13 protein-coding genes and 1 pseudogene are annotated in these 19,510 nt (G+C 62.2%); 3 read left to right on the forward strand and 11 right to left on the reverse strand.

All coding sequences use genetic code 11. From position 1 onward, the window contains the following. Window positions 1-91: 91 nt before the first annotated feature. Window positions 92-283, forward strand: a complete 192-nt coding sequence (locus BLS41_RS26095; protein WP_074770100.1) for a hypothetical protein — start codon at window positions 92-94, stop codon at window positions 281-283. Window positions 284-398: 115 nt separating this feature from the next. Here the strand turns inward: BLS41_RS26095 and BLS41_RS26100 are convergent, their stop codons facing one another. The 6 genes from BLS41_RS26100 to BLS41_RS26125 form a co-directional block, all read right to left on the reverse strand. Further along, window positions 399-794, reverse strand: coding sequence for a VOC family protein (locus BLS41_RS26100; protein WP_074770104.1), 396 nt, complete (start codon window positions 792-794; stop codon window positions 399-401). Window positions 795-894: 100 nt separating this feature from the next. Beyond that, complete coding sequence (locus tag BLS41_RS26105) at window positions 895-2,328, reverse strand: efflux transporter outer membrane subunit (protein WP_074770108.1); 1,434 nt, start codon at window positions 2,326-2,328, stop codon at window positions 895-897. A 10-nt stretch (window positions 2,329-2,338) separates the two neighbouring features. Next, window positions 2,339-3,910: a DHA2 family efflux MFS transporter permease subunit gene (locus BLS41_RS26110; RefSeq protein WP_074771186.1), complete on the reverse strand. Its 1,572-nt coding sequence runs from the start codon at window positions 3,908-3,910 to the stop codon at window positions 2,339-2,341. Between the two features lie 7 nt (window positions 3,911-3,917). Continuing rightward, a complete protein-coding gene (locus BLS41_RS26115; protein WP_171910312.1) occupies window positions 3,918-5,027 on the reverse strand; it encodes an HlyD family secretion protein in 1,110 nt (369 codons plus the stop codon). A gap of 82 nt (window positions 5,028-5,109) precedes the next feature. After that, on the reverse strand, window positions 5,110-5,532 hold the full coding sequence (locus BLS41_RS26120; protein ID WP_074770112.1) for a MarR family winged helix-turn-helix transcriptional regulator: 423 nt from the start codon (window positions 5,530-5,532) through the stop codon (window positions 5,110-5,112). Between the two features lie 81 nt (window positions 5,533-5,613). Further along, window positions 5,614-6,036: a MarR family winged helix-turn-helix transcriptional regulator gene (locus tag BLS41_RS26125; protein WP_074770114.1), complete on the reverse strand. Its 423-nt coding sequence runs from the start codon at window positions 6,034-6,036 to the stop codon at window positions 5,614-5,616. A 665-nt stretch (window positions 6,037-6,701) separates the two neighbouring features. Here BLS41_RS26125 and BLS41_RS26130 point away from each other — a divergent pair. Then, the gene (locus BLS41_RS26130; RefSeq protein WP_074770116.1) at window positions 6,702-8,327 is read left to right on the forward strand and encodes a DUF2957 domain-containing protein; all 1,626 of its coding nucleotides are present in this window, start codon (window positions 6,702-6,704) and stop codon (window positions 8,325-8,327) included. A gap of 76 nt (window positions 8,328-8,403) precedes the next feature. Here BLS41_RS26130 and BLS41_RS26135 read toward each other — a convergent pair whose 3' ends face one another. Genes BLS41_RS26135 through BLS41_RS26145 form a run of 3 tightly spaced genes read right to left on the reverse strand, consistent with a single transcriptional unit; the run spans window position 8,404 to window position 15,484 of the window. Continuing rightward, a complete protein-coding gene (locus BLS41_RS26135; protein WP_074771187.1) occupies window positions 8,404-9,294 on the reverse strand; it encodes a transglutaminase family protein in 891 nt (296 codons plus the stop codon). Next, the gene (locus BLS41_RS26140; RefSeq protein ID WP_074770118.1) at window positions 9,291-11,969 is read right to left on the reverse strand and encodes a circularly permuted type 2 ATP-grasp protein; all 2,679 of its coding nucleotides are present in this window, start codon (window positions 11,967-11,969) and stop codon (window positions 9,291-9,293) included. Before BLS41_RS26140 ends, BLS41_RS26135 begins: the two co-directional genes overlap by 4 nt. A gap of 29 nt (window positions 11,970-11,998) precedes the next feature. Next, window positions 11,999-15,484, reverse strand: coding sequence for a transglutaminase family protein (locus tag BLS41_RS26145; protein ID WP_074770120.1), 3,486 nt, complete (start codon window positions 15,482-15,484; stop codon window positions 11,999-12,001). Window positions 15,485-15,912: 428 nt separating this feature from the next. Here BLS41_RS26145 and BLS41_RS26150 point away from each other — a divergent pair. Beyond that, window positions 15,913-16,977: pseudogene (locus tag BLS41_RS26150) on the forward strand (zinc-binding metallopeptidase family protein); the annotation flags it as partial. Window positions 16,978-17,429: 452 nt separating this feature from the next. Here the strand turns inward: BLS41_RS26150 and BLS41_RS26155 are convergent. Both BLS41_RS26155 and BLS41_RS26160 read right to left on the reverse strand, forming a co-directional pair. Next, complete coding sequence (locus BLS41_RS26155; RefSeq protein ID WP_074770124.1) at window positions 17,430-18,707, reverse strand: DUF3443 domain-containing protein; 1,278 nt, start codon at window positions 18,705-18,707, stop codon at window positions 17,430-17,432. An 11-nt stretch (window positions 18,708-18,718) separates the two neighbouring features. After that, complete coding sequence (locus BLS41_RS26160; protein WP_171910338.1) at window positions 18,719-19,168, reverse strand: DUF2844 domain-containing protein; 450 nt, start codon at window positions 19,166-19,168, stop codon at window positions 18,719-18,721. Window positions 19,169-19,510 lie beyond the last annotated feature (342 nt).

Raw genomic sequence — 19,510 nt, forward strand, 5'->3', positions numbered from 1 at the left:
ATTAGCGACGGAAAAATCGTGCCTGCACCGCTGTATGGGTATACAGTCCAAGCATGGATCGCACCCGGTGGTCCTCATTTCTGGAGACATCATGCGACCATCGACTAAAGGTATTGCACATACGGCGGATAAAGTGAGCGAGTTTGCTCTGTCGCGACAGGCCCAGGCGCAAGCGCTCGACAAGGCCGACCGCGCAAGAGCAGAACAACGAAGCGCCAACGATGCGCGTATCGATTCCAATGCGAGCAAATGGCGCTATGCGGTAGCAGAAGAGAAGGCTTGATGTTGCGAAGCCGAAGCTCATGTCCTGAATGATGTGGGCACCTCTTCGGTTCGCCGGTAAATAACATCGCACCATTGAACCCTGTCGACAGCGGCTCTACACGTGCCGATTCGCCTTAACGCTGCGGATCGTGGCAGCAAACGCAAATCTTGTTTCCTTCCGGATCGCGGAAATACGCGCCATAGTAATCGGGGTGGTACTCGGTTCGTAGACCGGGTGCCCCTTCACAAGCACCCTCGTTATCCAGCGCGCTAGCGTATGTGCGGTCCACCGTTCGTCGATCGGGCGCGAGCAACGCCACCATTTGCCCGTTTCCATGTTCTGCCGCATTGCAGTCGTGTGGCCTGCCAATCAGAAACAGTGGGCGAGTTGCCCCATCGGCCACCCAGCCTGCCCATGGTCTACCGGGCTCGCAGAACTTCAGCTTGTGCCCGAGCGAATTCATGATGCTCGAATAGAATTTGAAGGCACGATCAAAATCGTTCACGCCGATAAAAACATGTGAAATCATCGTGTACGTCTCCAGAGCAGGCAGTGATGTTGATCCACATTACCACGGCGGAACTGGAGTCGACTTCCATCATCGTTCCTGCGCTCCGCGCGCTATTCCCTCACTGACCTGTCGATGCCGTGGCCACCGTTTCCGCCGCATCCCACCCGCCTCCGAGCGACCGATACAAAGCAACCGCCGCAAGTGCGTGTTCGCGCTTCGCCTGGTTTAGCGACTCCGAGTCACGCAAAAACGCCTCCTGTGCAGCGAGAACATCGAGGAAACTGGATGCACCATTCTTGTATAGTTCCGTCGACAACTTCAGCGCATGATTCGATGCATCCAATGCGCCACCCAGCCGTTGCACCTGAACTCCACCACTCACCAGATCGCTACGGTTGTCCTCGATTTCCTTTAGCGCCTGCAACATCGTCTGTTGCAAACCGAGTTGCGATTCGCGCATGCGACTCTCGCTTGCGTCGATGTTAGCGGTAATTCGACCGGCGTTGAAAATCGGACTCGCTGCATTCAATGCGGCGCTAAAGAGATTGTCGGTCAGCGTCGGCATGCCGAGATACGACGAAGCAAGCAGGCCGTCCACGAGATTGATCTTGAACTGCGGATAGCGCTGCGCTTTCGAAACCCCCACTTCCGCCGCACGCTGTTCGACCGTCGCATATGCGGTGCGCACATCGGGGCGCTGCAATAGCGCGTCGGACGGCAGCACCTGAGGCGCGCTCTGCGCGGGCACGGGAATATCGCGGGCATTGGCGAGCAGCAAACTGTCGATGCTCTCGGGCGTACGCCCCGAATACACCGCAATCAAACTCAATTGATGTTGCACGGCAGACTGAATCCGCGGAATCTGCGATTGCAAATCTTCGAGTTGATTCTGCGCACGCGCGACGTCGAGTTGCGTCGACAGTCCGTAGTGCAGCCGCTCCTGCGTGAGCTTCAGCGCGCGAGCGCGAATCTGCTCGTTGTCGCTGAGAATCTGCAATTGCGATTGCGCCCAGCGCAGATCGATATAAGCTGCTGCGGTGTTGGCCGCGAGAGCAAGCCTCACCTGATTCAACCCGGCCTGACGTCCCGACACTTGCGCCTGAGCCGCGAGAACCGCGAGACGTTCGCCGCCGAACACATCAGGCGTCCAGCTCGCCGTCAGTCCAATACCCGCCTGACGCACATAGCCGAGCGGTGGCGGCGTGTTCTGCCGTGTGTTCGACGCGGTGGCGTTCGCATTCAATTCGGGCAGCAATGCCGAGCGATTCTGCGTGACCAGATCCTGTGCCTGCTTCACGCGCTCCACTGCCGCTTGCACATCGAGATTACCCGTCAATACCGACTCGACCAGTTGATGCATCACGGGGTCGCCGAATTGCTCCCACCATGTATTGGCATTCACACTGTCTTGCGGCGCATCGACACTCCACGCGGCCGGCGCGATGGTCTTCACGGTTTGCGGCAAATCCGCGTGCGTTGCCGGTTGCACCGCGCACGCAGCGAGCGTCAACAATGCAGCGCTCGCCAGTACTTTCATCAGAATGGGCTTCATGTCGATTTCCTCAGTGAGCTTCCGGCGGCGGCGCGGTATTGCCGAATGGGCGAGAGAACAGCACGCTCAACAAACCCACCACGAAACAAAGTGCTACGGCGAGAAACGCGTCGGAGAAAGTGAGCACGAGTGCTTCGCGCATCAGTACCGAATGCAATTCGCCGAGTCCCGCGTTGGCCGCATTCAACACGTTTCCGCCAACCGATGCGAGATAGTCGGCCTGCTTCTGCAAGATGGATTCGACTACGGGGCGTCCCGCGTTCAGATGTTCATCGAGACGTTCATAGTGAAAGTTCAGGCGATCGTTGAGCATCGTGCTACTCACTGCAATGCCAATCGCGCCGCCCAGATTACGCATCAGATTGAAGAGACCGCTCGCGGAGCGCAGCCTCGACGGCGGCAATGCGCCGAGCGCCATCGTCACAATCGGCGGAATACAGAATTGCTGGCCGATACCGCGCAATGCTTGCGGGATCAGCAACTGTTGCCAGCCCCAGTCACTCGTCAACGGTACATACAGGTAGCAGCCGATGCCGAACAGCGCGAGTCCGAACACCATCAGCAGGCGCATATCGACAAAGCGCGCCAGCATCGAATAAGCTCCCAACGCCAGCAACTGAAAACAGCCGACCGATAACAACGCGAGGCCAATCTGCAACGAATCGAAGCCACGTACCCGCGCTAAAAACACCGGCGTCAGAAACACCGTGCAGAAAATTCCAATGCCAGTAATGAACGACAGCAAACTGCCAATGCCAAAATTGCGGACCGCGAGTGCGCGCAAATCGACAATCGGCTCTTTAGCGGTGAACGCATGCACGAGAAAAAGAAAGCCGCATATCGCCGACACCCACGCACAGAAAACGATCACGTCGTCGCCGAACCAGTTCTTGCGCGGCCCTTCTTCGAGCACGTATTCCAGGCAACCGAGAAAGCCCGACATCAGCAGAATGCCGAGATAGTCGCCTCTTTTCAGCAGTGAAAGATCGACCCTGTCGATGTGGACATACTTCGGCACCAGTACCGTGACGGCAATACCCGGCAGCAGGTTCAGATAGAAAAGCCAATGCCACGACCATTGCGACGTAATCCATCCACCGATCACAGGCCCGATAGTCGGCGCGAGCGACGCCAGTGCGCCGATCGTGGTCGACGCAATCAGACGCTGTTTGCCGGGGAAAAGAACGAACGCTGTCGTGAACACGGTAGGAATCATCGCGGCGCCGAGCGCGCCTTGCAAACCGCGAAACAGGATCATCGAATTGATGTCCCACGCGAGGCCGCACAACATGCTGGTAATCGTGAAACCGAGTGCGGAAAACGTAAATAACCAGCGCGTCGAGAACACACGGGTGAGCCACCCGGACATCGGAATCACGATGATTTCCGCGATCAGATACGACGTCTGCACCCACGAGAGTTCATCCTGACTCGCGGACAAACCGCCGCCAATATCTCTGAGCGATGACGCGACGATCTGGATATCGAGTGTCGCCATGAAAAAGCCGACGCACATCAGCGCAAACGCCAGTACTTTGGTGCGCGTCGGTTGGTCGGCGGGATTGTCGAGAACCTGAGTCATGATCGTGTTATCCATGAGCGGGGGCATTGCTGGAATCGCCGGCACCGAGGTGGACTTTCACCGTGGCCGAGAGGCCGGGCCGCAACACGCCTTGCATGTCTTTCGGAACATCGAGACGCACTCGCACCGGCACGCGCTGCACGATCTTCGTGAAGTTGCCGGTGGCGTTTTCGGCGGGCAGCACGCTGAAAGTTGCACCGGTCGCGGGAGCCAGGCTTTCGACCACGCCGTGAATCCGCTTGCTCGATGCATCGAGATCTACATCAACCCCATCACCGACACGCATTTTCTTCAACTGGTCTTCCTTGAAGTTCGCGTCGATCCACAACCCGCTCGACGGAACCACCGTGAGCAGCGAAACGCCCGTATTCGCCAGCAGGCCCACGCGCGCGGTGCGATTGCCTACATAACCATCGATTGGGGAGCGGATCGTGGTGTACTCGACATTCAGCGCTGCAACGCGCTGAGCGGCCTGCGCGGTGGCGATGCGCGCCTCGGCGTCGCCGATCTGCGCATCGAGCACCGCGATCTGCCGCTGCGCTGCGATCAATGCCGCGCTGCTGCGATCCACGGCGGCGTGCGCCTTGGTCAGATCGGCGTCGGCCCGCTCGACCACCTGGCTCGATACCGCGTCGTCTTTCACGAGTTCGCGATAACGCGTCTGATCGGCGGCGCTGCGGGTCAATTCCGCGCCCGACGCGCGAACCTCGGCGGCCTGTTCGTTGATCGTCGCAAGCTGCAGCGATTTCTTCGCCTGCAACTCGGTGACGGCCGCCTGCGCGCTCTGAACTTCCGCGCTGGCTTGTGCGAGGCGGGCATCGTAATCGCGTGCATCGAGCCGGATCAGCACCTGGTTCGCGTGCACGAACTGGTTGTCCTGCACCAGCACGTCCGTGACGAAACCGTTCACCTTCGGTGCCATCACGGTGACGTCGCCCCCTACGTACGCATCGTCGGTGGTTTCGACGAAGCGGCCGACGAAGAACCAGTACGACACGGCCAGCGCCAGCGCGATCAGGACCGTGATGACCGAGAGCAGCATCCACGGAATGCGTCTTGCCTGTCTGGCGGTCTGAGCCGCGTTGGGCGGCGCGATAGTCGAAGGTGTAGTGGACATGATGTCGATATGTGCGTATGCACTCGGTGCGTTGAAAAAAACGGCGCAATGCGCCGGCCTTCTTTAACTCTTCATTCGTGCTTCAAACTGAATCGCGCGTGATCGCGAACAATTCCCCGCGCAACGCCGCCGCGCGCTGCTCGCCGAAGCGGTTTTCAAACTCGGCTTGCGCGGCATACCAATGCGTGCGCCCCGCTTTCAGGCGCTCCTCGCCTGCCGCCGTGAGCACGATTGAAAGCGTACGTCCGTCTGCGCCGAGGGTCTCGCCCGAGATCAGGCCATTGCGGCGCAGCGGCTGAATCGTGCGGACCAGCGTGGTGCGTTGCATCCGCATCGCTTCGGCCATTTGCTTCATCGTCATCGGACCTGTGCGTTTCAGGCGGCCTAGCAACGAAAACTGCGTGATGGTCAGCCCAACATTCGCCAGATGCCGGTCGTAAAGCTGCGAGACGTAACGCGCGGCCTGACGTATCGCAAAGCAGTCGTCGTCGAATAGACCTTCCATTGCCGTGCTTCCCGGTTCATGAGTGCGTATGCACATAACAGCGCGAAATAAAGCCCGCCGGAACGGGCATATACGTGCCGACTAACCTGTGATGCTGAACAACTCAGCGCGCAGTGTTTTAGCGCGCCCCTGTCCGAACTTCTGCTCAAACTCGTCCTGCGCCGCGCGCCATGCAATCGCGGCCTGATCGAAGGTCGCTTCGCCTTTCTCCGTGAGACTGAACAGAAACGTACGACCGTCATGTTCCGCCGATTCAGTCGACACCAGGCCATCGCGCTGCAACGGTTTCATTGCGCGGACCAGCGTGGTGCGTTCCATCACCATCGCGTCGGCGAGATCCACCATGGCGAGGTTCGGCGTGCGCGCGAGCTTGGCGAGAATCGTGAACTGCGCAGCCGTCAGCCCGACCACGCCGAGATGGCGCTCGTAGATTTGCGTGACGTGCCGCGCCGCCTGGCGCAGCGCGAAACAGTTGCATTCGTCGTAAGAGATGGGACGTGTCATGAAAAGCAGTGTATGTGTGCATACGCACAGAGTCAAGTTTCTTTTGAATCTCGACGCTGACTGCTGACCTGCGAACCCACGGCCTACCCGCGCATCAAAAACGGCTCTTCATACATACGTCCGTTTGAAATTTCGCCGCAAGCCGCACCGCGCGTAGCGACAACGCACGCCCGGAGTTTGGATTAACGCCACTATATACAATTGCTCAGTAGCGGCTTAATGTTCAGCCCGCCAACATTAAAAATTAAAAACAGATCAAGGAGACGTTAATGTCATCCCACGCCGCATCATCGAGGACCGCAATCCAGGTGGCATATGCCGATGCGGATTTCCGTATTAATACCGCTTCAACCGCATTGATCCCCCACTGGTTTACCTGAGAAAGGCGTAATCACCGGTATTGCCGGTGGCCATTGGTGCGTAGGGTTCATCACGCCCGCCAGTCATGGCTCCGCGTATTTGAGAACTGCAAACCGTGCCGATCCGGCCAGCACTCACGGTAATCGTTTCGCGCGCATTTTCAGCCGATTATCCCGCGACTCGCCCGCCAATCCGCGCACGTCGCCACTTGGGCAATTAGCATTCGCCGAATAACCAGAAGTATTCGCATGGTTCAGATATTCCATGCGCATTAATAACGAAAGACAGCATCGAGGAGACACACCATGACATTCAGACTGCGGAAAGCGTTATCCGCTCCAACTGTGCTCAGCGCACTCGCGCTGTCCGTATTGCTAGCAGCTTGCGGCGGCGGCAAACCCGACGATCCGGCCGCTGTCGCGGTCCCGCAATGTTCGGGCAGCACCTGTCCGGCCCAAGGCCAGCCGCCGAGCACGCCGGCAGTCGCCGCGAAGCTGTGCCCCGACACGCTCGACTACTCGACCACCTATACCGGCGGCTCGGGCAGCGGCGAATATGTGAAGGTGAAATTCGACTCGACGAAGAAGCAATACCAGATGACCTTCATCGATTCCGCCGTGCCGACCTCGGCGGGACAGGTGAACACCACGCGCGCGGGCCTGACGATCACCGGCGACTACGACAACCCCAGCGGCGCGCTCGCATTGCCGACCGCCGAACAGAATCGCTGCGCGATCGTGCTGAAAAACGGCGCGACCGCCGACGGCAGCTATAGCGTCACGATCAATCCGCAAGATCCGCCGATGCTGTTCGTCGGCCAGGGGATTCTCGGCGGCGGCATTCCAGGCGCGACGATCCAGTTCGACGGCATCAGCACACTCGGCTTCCCGATTGGCCTGGTGCCGTCGCGCACCTTCGACTCATATCCGTTCCTCGGCTTCAGCGAGACCGTCACCGATTTCACGCAGGTTGCCGGCACCTATAACGAAGTCGGCTTCCGGGTGAATCCCGAAGGCTCGACCGTGCAGAGCACGGACGGCGGCATCACCATGACCGGCTGGGCGCCGACCGCCATTCAGACCACCGAGACGCTCAACGCTGACGGCACCTGCACGTCGAGTTCATCGCTCTACTCGTGCTCGCTGACCGGCACGCCGTGGACCTTGCGCACCAATGCCGACGGCACGCCGGACAATGTTTTCATCAGCAATACGCCAGCCACTTCGCCGACCCTCGGCTACCCGGCAGTCGGCGTGGGCACCGAGCAGGTGCTGTTCGCGCAGAGCCTTGCGCACGGCATCATGATTGTCGGCAAAGTGAACAACCAGCTTGTGCCGGTGATGATCCGCGTCGGTTACGCGCACACCGATGCCGGTACCGATATCGCCAGCATCTTCAACAACGCGCTCGACGATCAACTCGGCATATCGCTGCTGGCACCCGCGACCACGGTCGATCAGACCACGCTGACGGGCGGCTATATCGGCGCGAATAGTGCGTCGGCGTGCGGCGCGGTGACCACGATCGGCCAGAATCCGTCGACCATTTACGACAACGGTACCTACGTCTATGCGGCGACGGGTTCGTGCAGCGACGGCAGCGCGTCGTTCAATGCGGGCGTGAACTACGGCGCCACGTTGTTCCAGAATCCGACGGCGGCGTTGCTGAATCCGTTCACGTCATCGGTATCGAGCAATCTCGCGCTCGATTACACGCAGACGCAACCGGGCTTCATCAACGTGACCGCGAACAAAGACCTGATGTCCGGCAGCACGTCCATCTTCAAGGCGGGCGATACCGGCGTGATGGTCAAGGTCGGTCCGGTGTACGGGCTGCTGATGAACGGCATCAACCCAACGTACCTGACCAACGACCCGAGCAACGTCTACCACGTCAACCCGTTCCTCGCGATCGGCGCGTTTGTCGAGTAAGTCCGCATCGGCCTACTCGAAATGAAAACGGCTCGTCGGGATAAACCGGCGAGCCGTTTTTTCATTCACGCCAAACTCAAAGCGCGAGTACCGTCACCCCTACTTCCACGCGATGCGCGCCGCCGCCGAGAATCATCCCGCGCAATAGAGACACGTCGCTGTAATCGCGGCCGATGGCGAGCGTCACATGATCGAGGTCGGCGAGCACGTCGTTGGTCGGATCGAGATCGATCCAGCCGCTGCCGGGACAATACACCGAGACCCACGCATGCGACGCGTCCGCACCAATCAGGCGTGGCTGCCCCGGCGGCGGATCGTTACGCAGATAACCGCTCACGTAACGCGCGGGCAACCCTAGCGAACGCAGACAGCCGATCATCACCTGCGCGAAATCCTGACACACGCCGCTCTTCAATTCGAAAGCGCGCTCGGCCGGCGTATCGAACATCGTGGCCGACGGCTTATACGCGAAGTCTTCGTGAATGCGATGCATCAGATCGATCGCGCCCGCCGCCACCGGCTGGCCGGGCGGAAAACTCGGCAACGCATAGTCGCGCAGCGACGCACGCAGCGCGATATTCGGCGACGCGAAACAGAACTCGACCTCCGCCCGAAACTGACCGCCGACACGAAACCGCAATGCGTCGGCCACTTCGTCCCAGGCGGGCGTCGCGTCGGGATCGAGATCGGTCCAGCGCGGCGTGAGCGCCACCGTCGTTTCGCTGACGAGTTGCAGGCGCTCGTGCGGCGTATCGAGTGCGAAGTACAGCACGTCGTTGCCGAATGCATCGATACGGCTATTCAGATACGACGGCTCCGGCTCGATCCGCTCGTCGTGCGAGACGACACGCTGCCACGAACACGCAATCGGACGGATCGTCGCGAGATGCTGCGCGGTCTCGACATACGTGGAATAACGATAAGTAGTGCGGTGCGAAACCGACAGGACGACGGGTGCGTTTTTCATGACCATACCTGTGACGCCACCGTGCTCGCGTGACTGAAATAGCGCGCGCTGATTTCATGCGCGGCCGCGCCGACGAAGCCGCCGATCAGATCGCACACGCCGGTCAGACGCTCGTACGAACCGTTTTCGTCGACGCTGCACAGCGATTCGAGCGACGGCAACGACGAAGCCGGCGGCATCAATTCCGCAAACGGGCGATGCCGCGTGCTGCCCGCCGCCACGGCGATCTCATCGAGCTTCTTGCGCAAACGGTCGTACACACCGTAGATGCCGCGCGGATTGGTCGGCTCGATCACCAGCAGGTCGAGCAACGCCGGCACTTCGAAACGGCCCGGATACAGCGAGCGATACGTCAGCGTGCTGTCGAACAATTGCAGCAGCAGGTCGAAACCGGCGGGCGTCGCGAGCTGACCTTTGTCGGCGATGACGCGCAGAAACGATGCCATCGACGAAACGCGCTCGATGTGACGTCCGACGAACAGCAAACGCCATGCTTCGTCGCGTGTCATGCGGTCGCCCTGCGCGCCGCTGATCGCCGATAGCTGCACCGACAGGTGTTCGAGCGCATTCACCAGCGTGACGCGGTCGTAGCGGTCGTGACGCTCGCCGCGGCCATTGCTCTGCGATTGAGATTGGGATTGAGACTGCGCCTGCGCTTGCGACAAACCACCGCCGTTCAACCCGGCAGCCACCGGCATCAACGTCTGCAACGCATCGCGAAAATCGTTACGCGCGGCGAGAATCGTGCGCCAGTGATCGTTCGACAGCCGCCCGCGCACTTCGCCGTTCGAGCGTGCCTGACAATTCAGGTTCTGGCCGATGCTGGCCATCCCCGCGCTTTCGCTCAGATTCGCGATCAGCGCGCGTTCGAAGTGTTGGGGCGAATGCGGTGAAAACAGGTCGCCGGATTGCACCAGCCCGCACTGCATTGCAAGTTCGACCAGGGTCGGGAACATCGCGTCGGCGTCGTTGCCTTCCAGCGAGCCGAGAATCAGCCGCAGCAGGCGCACGTTGTTTTCCGCGCGTTCGCCATAACGTCCGGCCCAGAACAGATTTTCCGCCGCGCGGCTCGACACGGTGCGATGCTTGCGCGCGAGGTCGGCGGGTTGCATCGGCGAAGGCAGCAGCGTGAAGGTCGAAGTCGGCTGGCTCGACAGCACCCATGTATCGACGCTGCTGCCGCCGTACTGCATCGATACCGTGGTCTGCCGCTCGGCGGCCATCCGCGTGAAGCCGCCTGGCATCACATGCCAGCCGCCGTTGGCGTCGGCGATTGCATAGACGCGCAGCACACTCGGACGACGCCCAATAGTGCCCTCTTCGTAACGCGGCGTGCACGAAAAGCGCTGCGGCTGCTGGATGGTGAACGTATCGGGCAGCGCTTCGATCCGCTCTCGCCATGCGTCCAGCTTCTGCCGGCCCTGCTCGATGCCCGGCGGTGCATCGCGCCCGCTGACCGGCCATGTCGGCACGATGAACGCCTCGTCCAGCCGCGCGAACGCGTGCTCGCGCGCCGCCGTTTCGCCGCACCACCAGGTCGCGACGCTCGGCAATACGAGGTCTTCGCCAAGCAGCGTTTCGGCGATGCCGGGCAAAAACCCATGCAACGCGGGCGACTCGACAAAACCCGACCCCGGCACGTTCGATACGATCACGTTACCCGCGCGCATCACCTGCAACAAACCGGGCACGCCGATGCTCGAATCGGCGCGCAATTCGACCGGATCGCAGAACGCGTCGTCAAGACGGCGCAGCACCACATGCACGCGCTCCAACCCCGCCAGCGTCTTCAGATACAGCTTGTCGTCGCGCACGGTCAGGTCCTTGCCTTCGACCAGCGTGACGCCCAGATAGCGCGCCAGAAACACGTGCTCGAAATACGTTTCGCTATACGGCCCTGGCGTGAGCAACGCGATATGCGGCGACGTATCGGCGCGGCTGCCCTCGGCGCTGTCGTCGTGCCGCATCGTGGCCTGGGCCGCCTGCGCGAGCGTCGCGATCAGTTGCGAATAGGTTGGCGCGAGACGGCTCACGCGCATCGAACGGAACGGATCGGCGAACAGCGACGACACGATGAGCCGGTTTTCCAGCGCATAACCGAGACCGGACGGCGCTTCGGTGCGATGCTGCATCACCGTCCAGTCGCCGCCGGGCGTACGCGCGAGATCGACCGCGACGACCTGCAGATACTGGCCGCCCGGCGGCGTATAACCTTTCACCGGGCGCAGATAGCCGGGATGCCCGAACACCAGCGCGGGTGGCAACTGCCCGCGTTCGAGCAGGGTCTGCGGCCCGTAAATATCGGCGACGATTGCATTGAGCAGATGCGCGCGCTGCATCACGCCCTGCTCGATATGCGCCCACTCGTCCTCGCTGATCAGGAACGGCAGCAGGTCGAGCGCCCATGGACGCGACTCGCCGTTATCCGCGTAGACGTTGTAGCTGATGTCGTTATCGCGGATCTGCTGCGCGACCGACGCGACGTGATCCTCCAGCCGCGCCACGCCATCTTCGCCGAGCCGCTCGAAGAACTGACGCCACGGTTCGCGCAGTGCGCCCGTGGCGTCGCGCAACTCGTCCCAATGTCCCTCGTAGCCCGGCAACAGGCGTAACAGGGACGAAGCGTCCGCGTGGGCCGCGGACGTTTCGAAGGGAAAAGTCGATTGAAAAGCCAAGATGGTGTCGTTTTAAGAGTGGTTGGATTTCACCAGTAGCGCAGATCGAGCGTGAACGGAAACTCGAGACTGCGATGCGGCGCATCGGCCCTGAGCGGTCCCGGCGTATGACCCGACGCAAAGAAACGCGAGCGCCGCCGGCTTTCCGCCTCGTAGGCGTTCACCGGGAAGGTCTCGTAGTTGCGCCCGCCCGGATGAGCGACATGATACTGGCAACCGCCCACCGAGCGGCCAGTCCAATTGTCAACCAGGTCGAAGGTGAGCGGCGCGTCGACCCCGATCGTCGGATGCAGCGCCGAAGGCTGCGCCCACGCCCTGAAGCGCACGCCCGCCACATACTCGCTGACGCGGCCGGTCGGCTGCAACGGCACCGGCACACCGTTCACCGTCAGCACATGACGGTTCCCGTTCAGCCCGAGCGCGTGTACTTCGAGCCGCTCCACCGACGAATCCACATAGCGCACCGTGCCGCCCGGCGAGCCCTCTTCGCCCATCACATGCCAGGGTTCGAGCGCATTGCGGATCGTCAGCGACACGCCGTTCACCGTGGTCTCGCCGACCAGCGGAAAGCGGAATTCGAAGTGCGGCGCGAACCAGCTGCTGTCGAACGCGAAACCGGCGCGGTTCAGTTCACCGATCACATCGTCGAAATCCATCTTGACGAAGGTGCCGAGCAGGAAGCGGTCGTGCAGCTCGGTGCCCCAGCGCGTGAGCCGCTGCGTGTACGGTGTGTGCCAGAAACGCGCCACCAGCGCGCGCAGCAGCAGTTGCTGGACGAGGCTCATGCGCGCGTGCGGCGGCATTTCAAAACCGCGCAATTCGAGCAGGCCGAGGCGGCCGGTCGGGCCGTCGGGCGAATACAGCTTGTCGATGCAGAATTCGGCGCGGTGCGTGTTGCCGGTCACGTCGATCAGGATGTTGCGCAGCGAGCGGTCGATCATCCACGAAGGCAGGTTCGCGCTGTCGCGTCCGCCGAGCAGGTCGATCTGGCGCTGCAATTCGCGGAACGCGACTTCGAGTTCATACACCTGGTCGTTGCGTGCTTCGTCGACGCGCGGCGCCTGGCTGGTCGGCCCGATAAACAGCCCCGAAAACAGATACGACAGCGACGGATGGTTGTGCCAGTAAGCAATCAAACTCGCGAGCAGATCGGGGCGTCGCAGGAACGGACTGTCCGCGGGCGTCGCGCCGCCGAGCACGAAGTGGTTGCCGCCGCCGGTGCCGGTGTGCCGGCCGTCGGTCATGAACTTTTCGCTGCTCAGATAGGTTTCGGACGCCGACTGGTACAGATACTCCGTGTGATCGACCAGCTGCTCCCAGTTCGCGGCCGGATGAATGTTCACCTCGATCACGCCCGGGTCCGGCGTCACCTGCAGCACTTTCAGACGCGCATCGCGCGGCGGCGGATAGCCTTCGAGCACGACCTGCATCTTCAGATCGGCGGCTGTGGCTTCGATCGCGGCGAGCAGGTCGAGGTAATCGTCGAGTTCGGTCAGCGGCGGCATGAACACGTGCAGCAGCGTGCGACCGCTGCCGAAGGTCTTCTCCTCGGCCTTCGGACCGGCTGCGCGCTTCGGATCGCGCGCCTCGACGCAAATGGCCGTGCGCAACGTTTCCTTCGACGACACGCCGCGCGCCGGCGGCTGTTCGCCCGGCTGACGGGCATAAGCCAGCACGCTGCTGCCGGGCATCCCGCTCAGCAGATCCCCCGCGGACAACGACAACGCGGCGGCCCGGCGCGCGTTTTCCGTAGTGAGCGCGGGGCGCTGACCGGCGGCTTCGGTGCCGTCGTATTGCAGACGCAACTGTGAGGCGGCGCGCAACGGCACCGGCGGCGCGAACGGATCGTGCGCGTGCTGATACGGATAATCGGTCTTCGACACCCACGGCAGCGAGTCGAGCGGCAGGCGGTAGCCCATCGGCGAATCGCCGGGAATCAGGTACATGCGTTCGTCGCGGAAAAACCAGCGGCCGCTCACCCACTTCGGCGCTTCGCCCGGGATATCGCGCTCGCGTCCGAGCGGCAGCACATAGCCGGTCACGCCGCTCAAACCCGCATCGAACACGCGACGCAGGCGCAGGCGCTCCAGTTCGTCGTCGAGTTTGGTGTCGAACGGATCGACGTTGACCGGCAGACGGCGCTCGCGCCACAGGTAGTACCAGGTGTCCTCGTAGCCGGGCTGGATGGTGTCCGTTTCGAGCGACAGCTTGCCTGCCAGATGCGCGAGGAAACGCTGCGCGTCGGCGGCGGTGTAGCGGCCCGGCTCGCGTTCGTCGGCGAACAGCGACGGGTCGTGCCAGCACGGCTCGCCGTCCGCGCGCCAGTAAAGCGACATCGCCCAGCGCGGCAATTGCTCGCCCGGATACCACTTGCCCTGGCCGATATGCAGGAAGCCGTTCGCGCCGTAGCGCGCGCGCAGCTTTTCCATCAGCGCGACCGCGTAGCCGCGCTTGGTCGGCCCGAGCGCGTCGGTGTTCCATTCGGCGGCGTCGCGGTCGCGCACCGACACGAAGGTCGGCTCGCCGCCCATCGTCAGGCGCACGTCCATATTGGCGAGTTGCCGGTCGACCTCGGCGCCCATCTTCAGCACGTCGCCCCACACTTCTTCCGTGTACGGCCTGGTGACGCGGGGCGTTTCCAGCACCCGCTCGATCGACATCTCGTGGCTGAATTCGACCTCGGACTCATCGACCGCGCCCGAAATCGGCGCCGCGCTGCCCGGCTCCGGCGTACACGCGACCGGAATATGCCCTTCGCCCGCCAGCAGCCCCGAGGTCGGATCGAAACCGATCCAGCCCGCGCCCGGCAGATACACCTCGCACCACGCGTGCAGGTCGGTGAAGTCGACTTCGGTGCCGCTCGGGCCGTCGATCGATTTGACGTCGGGCGCAAGTTGCAGCAGGTAACCGGACACGAAACGCGCGGCCAGTCCCAGTTGCCGCAACGTCTCGACCAGCAGCCAGCCCGAGTCGCGGCACGAACCCGCCGCGCTCACCAGCGTTTCCTCCGGCGTCTGCACGCCAGGCTCCATTCGGATCAGATAGCGGATTTCACGTTGCAGCCGCTGGTTCAGCGCGACGAGGAAGTCGGCGGTCACGGTCGGCGTCAGGTCGATACTCGCGACGAACTCGGCGAAACGCGGCGTCATCGGACGCTTGATGCGGTACGGCGCCAGTTCGACGGCGAGCCCTTCCGAATACTCGAACGGGAACTGCTCGGCCGACGGCTCCAGGAAGAAGTCGAACGGGTTGTAGACCGCCATCTCGGCGATCAGGTCGACGGTGATCTTGAACTCGCGCGTCTTCTCGGGAAAGACCAATCGCGCCTGATAGTTGGCGAATGCGTCCTGTTGCCAGTTGATAAAGTGTTCGGCCGGTTCGACTCGCAGCGAATACGAGAGGATCGGAGTACGGCAATGCGGCGCAGGCCTGAGACGCACGACCTGGGGCGACAGCGCGACCAGCCTGTCGTAGCGGTAATGTGTGACGTGATGCAACGCGACGCGTATGGACACACCGGACTCCTGGATGAAGGATGGCAGCCCGCCAAAAAGCAAGCTTCATGCCGTTGATCGAAAACCGCGTGAACTGTGATGAACTGTCGTACCGCTTCTAGCTTGCCTTATCTGCCCGGATCACCGCCTGTTGCGAAGTGTGCCGCATGCCATGCGCGCCCGGTCGGACGATTAACGCAGCTTTTCCCCGCCTTTTGCGCCACTGCGGCGACACTGATGCAAGACCGCCGCGAGCCCGCCTCGGGACTTCTGCAAGACCGCCGCCGCGCCACGCACCAAAGCGGCGCAGCGCCCGTGCACGATCATGCACGTAATGTGCGTTAAACGAGTGACGGATGGCAAACGCGGCATGAAGATTGCGGCCTCATCGGCTCGTTCACGTTATTCATCCCACTTACGACTGCCACCCATCACCCCGGGCCCGATCGATGAAAACTTTCCACTGCAATCATTGCTCGCACCTCGTTTTCTACGAAAACGTCCGCTGCGAACGCTGTGAGTCATTGCTCGGCTATGTGCCTGAATGCGAGGAAATCAGCGCCTTCGAAGATGCCGGCGAAGGCCGCTGGCGCAGCCTGCATCCAGCCGCCGAGGGCGCGCTGTTCCGCCAGTGCCACAACTACGCGGTCGAGAACGTCTGCAACTGGATGATTCCCGCCGATTCGCCCGACACATTGTGCCGTGCGTGCCAGTTGACCCGCACGATTCCGAACCTGAGCGCGCCGGATAACCGGCTCTATTGGTATCGGCTGGAAATGGCAAAGCGGCGCCTGCTTTACACGCTCGCGGAACTCGGTCTCGATGTGAAATCGCGTCAGGCGGACCCGGAGCACGGCCTCGCGTTCGAGTTTCTCGAAGACGGCGGCGACGGCGCGCACGTGATGACCGGTCACGACAACGGGCTGATCACGCTGAACATCGCCGAGGCCGACGACGCTTACCGCGAAAAGGTGCGCACCGCGATGGGCGAACCGTATCGCACGCTGCTCGGCCATTTTCGTCATGAGACAGGGCACTACTATTTCAGCCAGCTGGTGGAGAACAATCCGCGCTGGCTCGAACCGTACCGCAAGCTGTTCGGCGACGAAAGCGCCGACTATGGCGAGGCGCTGAACGCGTACTACCGCGACGGCGCGCCGGCCGACTGGCAGGCGTCGTATATCAGCGCGTATGCGACGATGCATCCGTGGGAAGACTGGGCGGAGACGTGGGCGCACTACATGCTGATCGTCGACGTGCTGGATACGTCTACTTCTTACGGCGTCGCCCTGCTGCCGGACGATCCGAGCGAGCCGACGCTGACGGACCGTACGCCGGTCGAAGACGCGAGCTTCGAGAATCTGATGAAGCGCTGGTTTCCGCTCACTTATGCATTGAACAGCCTGAACCGCAGTCTCGGCATGGCGGACGGATATCCGTTCACGCTGGCGGTTCCGGTGGTGGAAAAGCTGCGTTTCGTGCATCGCGTGATTGCGGGTGCGGGGGACAAGTCGCAGCCAAGGGAAGCGGCGACGCCTGCGGGTGAGGTGGCGCAGGGGAAGGTTCAGCTCGACGCTGCGGCTGCGGTTGCGCCGGTTGCGGTCGCGGCGCCGAACGCAGGGCAAGCAGATGCTCAATCCGGCGCACAGGCTGTCGTGCCGCCATCGCCACCACCGGCGCCCGCGCCCGCAACCAATTCAGCGCCGGTCGCTCCTGTTCAGCCTCCGGTTGACCCAGCTGCACCGGTCGCGCCATCGGCATCGGAGCAAACCGGCGCACAACCCCAAACGACACCGCCCGCCACCGGCGAAGCTCCTGTGCCGCAGAGTCAATGACGCAAAGGCATAGCTTCTGCCGAGGCTTTTATCGAAGCCTCCATCAAGCCGCCATGCCAACAAGAAAGCCCGCCGCCGGATCAACCGGCAGCGGGCTTTCGTCATCAGGATGAACGCTTGACAACCATCAATCAGTAAGCCACGTATGGCCCCGTTCCACCGGGCGTCGGCTGCTGCTCGACGGCGGCGTAGACGGTGCGGCCATAAAAGAACGGTAGCCCCCAATCGAATACCGACGACGTCACGAAAGCCGGACCGGCCAGCAAAGGCAGCGCCGAGTCGCCCGCATAAGTCTGCGCGATCGACGTCGCATTGCCCACCGAGAAGCTCACCGCGCTCGTCACGCCGTTCACGCCTTCGATCGTCGCGCCCAACTGCACCGTCGACAACGGACAGTAATACGCGCTGTTCGGGCTGGCACACGCAGGCATCTGACTGGTCTGGAAGAACAGCCCGGTCGAGCCGCTGTCGAGGATACTGCGCAAATACGTCGTGCCGTTCTGCACCGTTGTGAACGTGCCATTCGACGCACTGACGCCGATCACCTGCGCACCGCCCAACGTGTTGTTGCTCTGCGTGCCGATGCCGAATATGAGTTGACCGCTGACCGATTGCGCGCCGCCCGAAACCGTCGGCAGGCTCAGCAACGAGCCGTTGTTGTCGGTCGCAAAGTACGGGATCGGATTGGCGACCTGATATTTCTCGGCGAGCGGAATCGACGTACAGGCGGTGCCGGTGCAACCGTAGTACGTACCCGCGAGTGCCTGCTGCACGCAGTTCGCGCCGCAGTCGTGCTTGAATACGCCGATGCCGAGAATCCCGTTGGCCTGCAACGTGGACGGCGTATTACGCGACGCGCCGACGCTCGCGCAATCGGAAGGCACCGACGCGTAGCTCGGGTCGATCACCTGAATCGGCAACGACGCGGCAGTTTCGCCCGCAATCTGCACGTCGGCGAGCTTCACCGAACCCCACGTGTAGCCGTCGAAAAACTGCATGCACTCGGCCACCAGATTGCCGGACGCGTCCTGCTGCTGCGGCAGGGTCATCGACGCGGGCAACTGATTGGCGAACACCCGCACTCCCCACGAACCGGTATCGACCAGCATATGGTCGATGGTCTGACAGGTGCTCGTGCCGGGCGCGCAAATCGTCACGCTGACAAACGGCATGTTGGGCACGTTGCTGACGCCGGAATCGACCGTCACGCGCACCGCATTGGCCGCGAGCACCTGAGACGAAGGCGCCGCGCTGGTCACGCTGGACGTCGTCGACGAACCGGTCGAGTTGCTGGAATTAGCCGTGGTGCTGGCGCCGCTGGAACCACCGCCTCCGCCGCCGCAAGCGCTGACCACCAGCGCGAGCAGTGCCGCGCCGACCAGGGTAATGAACGAAGAGCTATGACGCATGATCTGCTCCGTTATTGAATGACGCTGACGTCGACGCCAGCGGGCACGGCTTGCGGCAGATACGCGTGGCCGGAAAACGCCCGCAGATGTCCGCTGGAGAAAATCACCAGGTCGCTGTTCGACACCGCGAGCGGGGTGCCGCGCCGGGTCGCGGTAGCCGCGACGTAGGTGTCGAACGAAGCGCCGAGCATCGACTTCAGATCGGGCAGCGTCGGGCCGTCCCACGCGACCCCGAACACGATCCCGTTCGACGCGACGTATTCGCGAACCTCGGTGCCGGACGGCATCGTGATCAGATGCACCGAATACGCGCTTTGCGTAATTGCCGAATGAGCGACGGCGCGCAGGCGCGTCTGGTCGCTATCGACGGTGCTGACGTTCTGGCCAAGCGTGGCGTGCGCGGCAAACGACAGCGCACAACCCGCCCCGAGCATTGCGCGAGCAATGCAGGTAAGGAGCATCGGTTTCAAGAGATTTCCTTCGACGTGAAACGCTCGCGGCCCTGGCGATAAAAACGGATCGCGAGCGTGAATTCAGGGGCGCTCGACTGACCGGGAATACCGTGACTGCTGTCGGGTCAGTCGAGCTGCGTGAATGCGTCTACGGAGTGGCGGCGCGAAACTTTAGTGGGTGTGAGCGCCTCGGGCAATCGTTTGCGGGACGATTCAAACCTTTGCAGGTTGCCGCACCGTTCGAACACGTGCGGTCGCACGGGTCGTAACCAGCCGGGGCTGGCGATGCAGCGGTTTTTGATGCGTTTCGTGGCGTTTGAACCAAACAGCCGTTAGGTATGGCGAGGGCAC

This window comes from Paraburkholderia fungorum (assembly GCF_900099835.1).
Classification (GTDB): Bacteria; Pseudomonadota; Gammaproteobacteria; order Burkholderiales; family Burkholderiaceae; genus Paraburkholderia; species Paraburkholderia fungorum_A.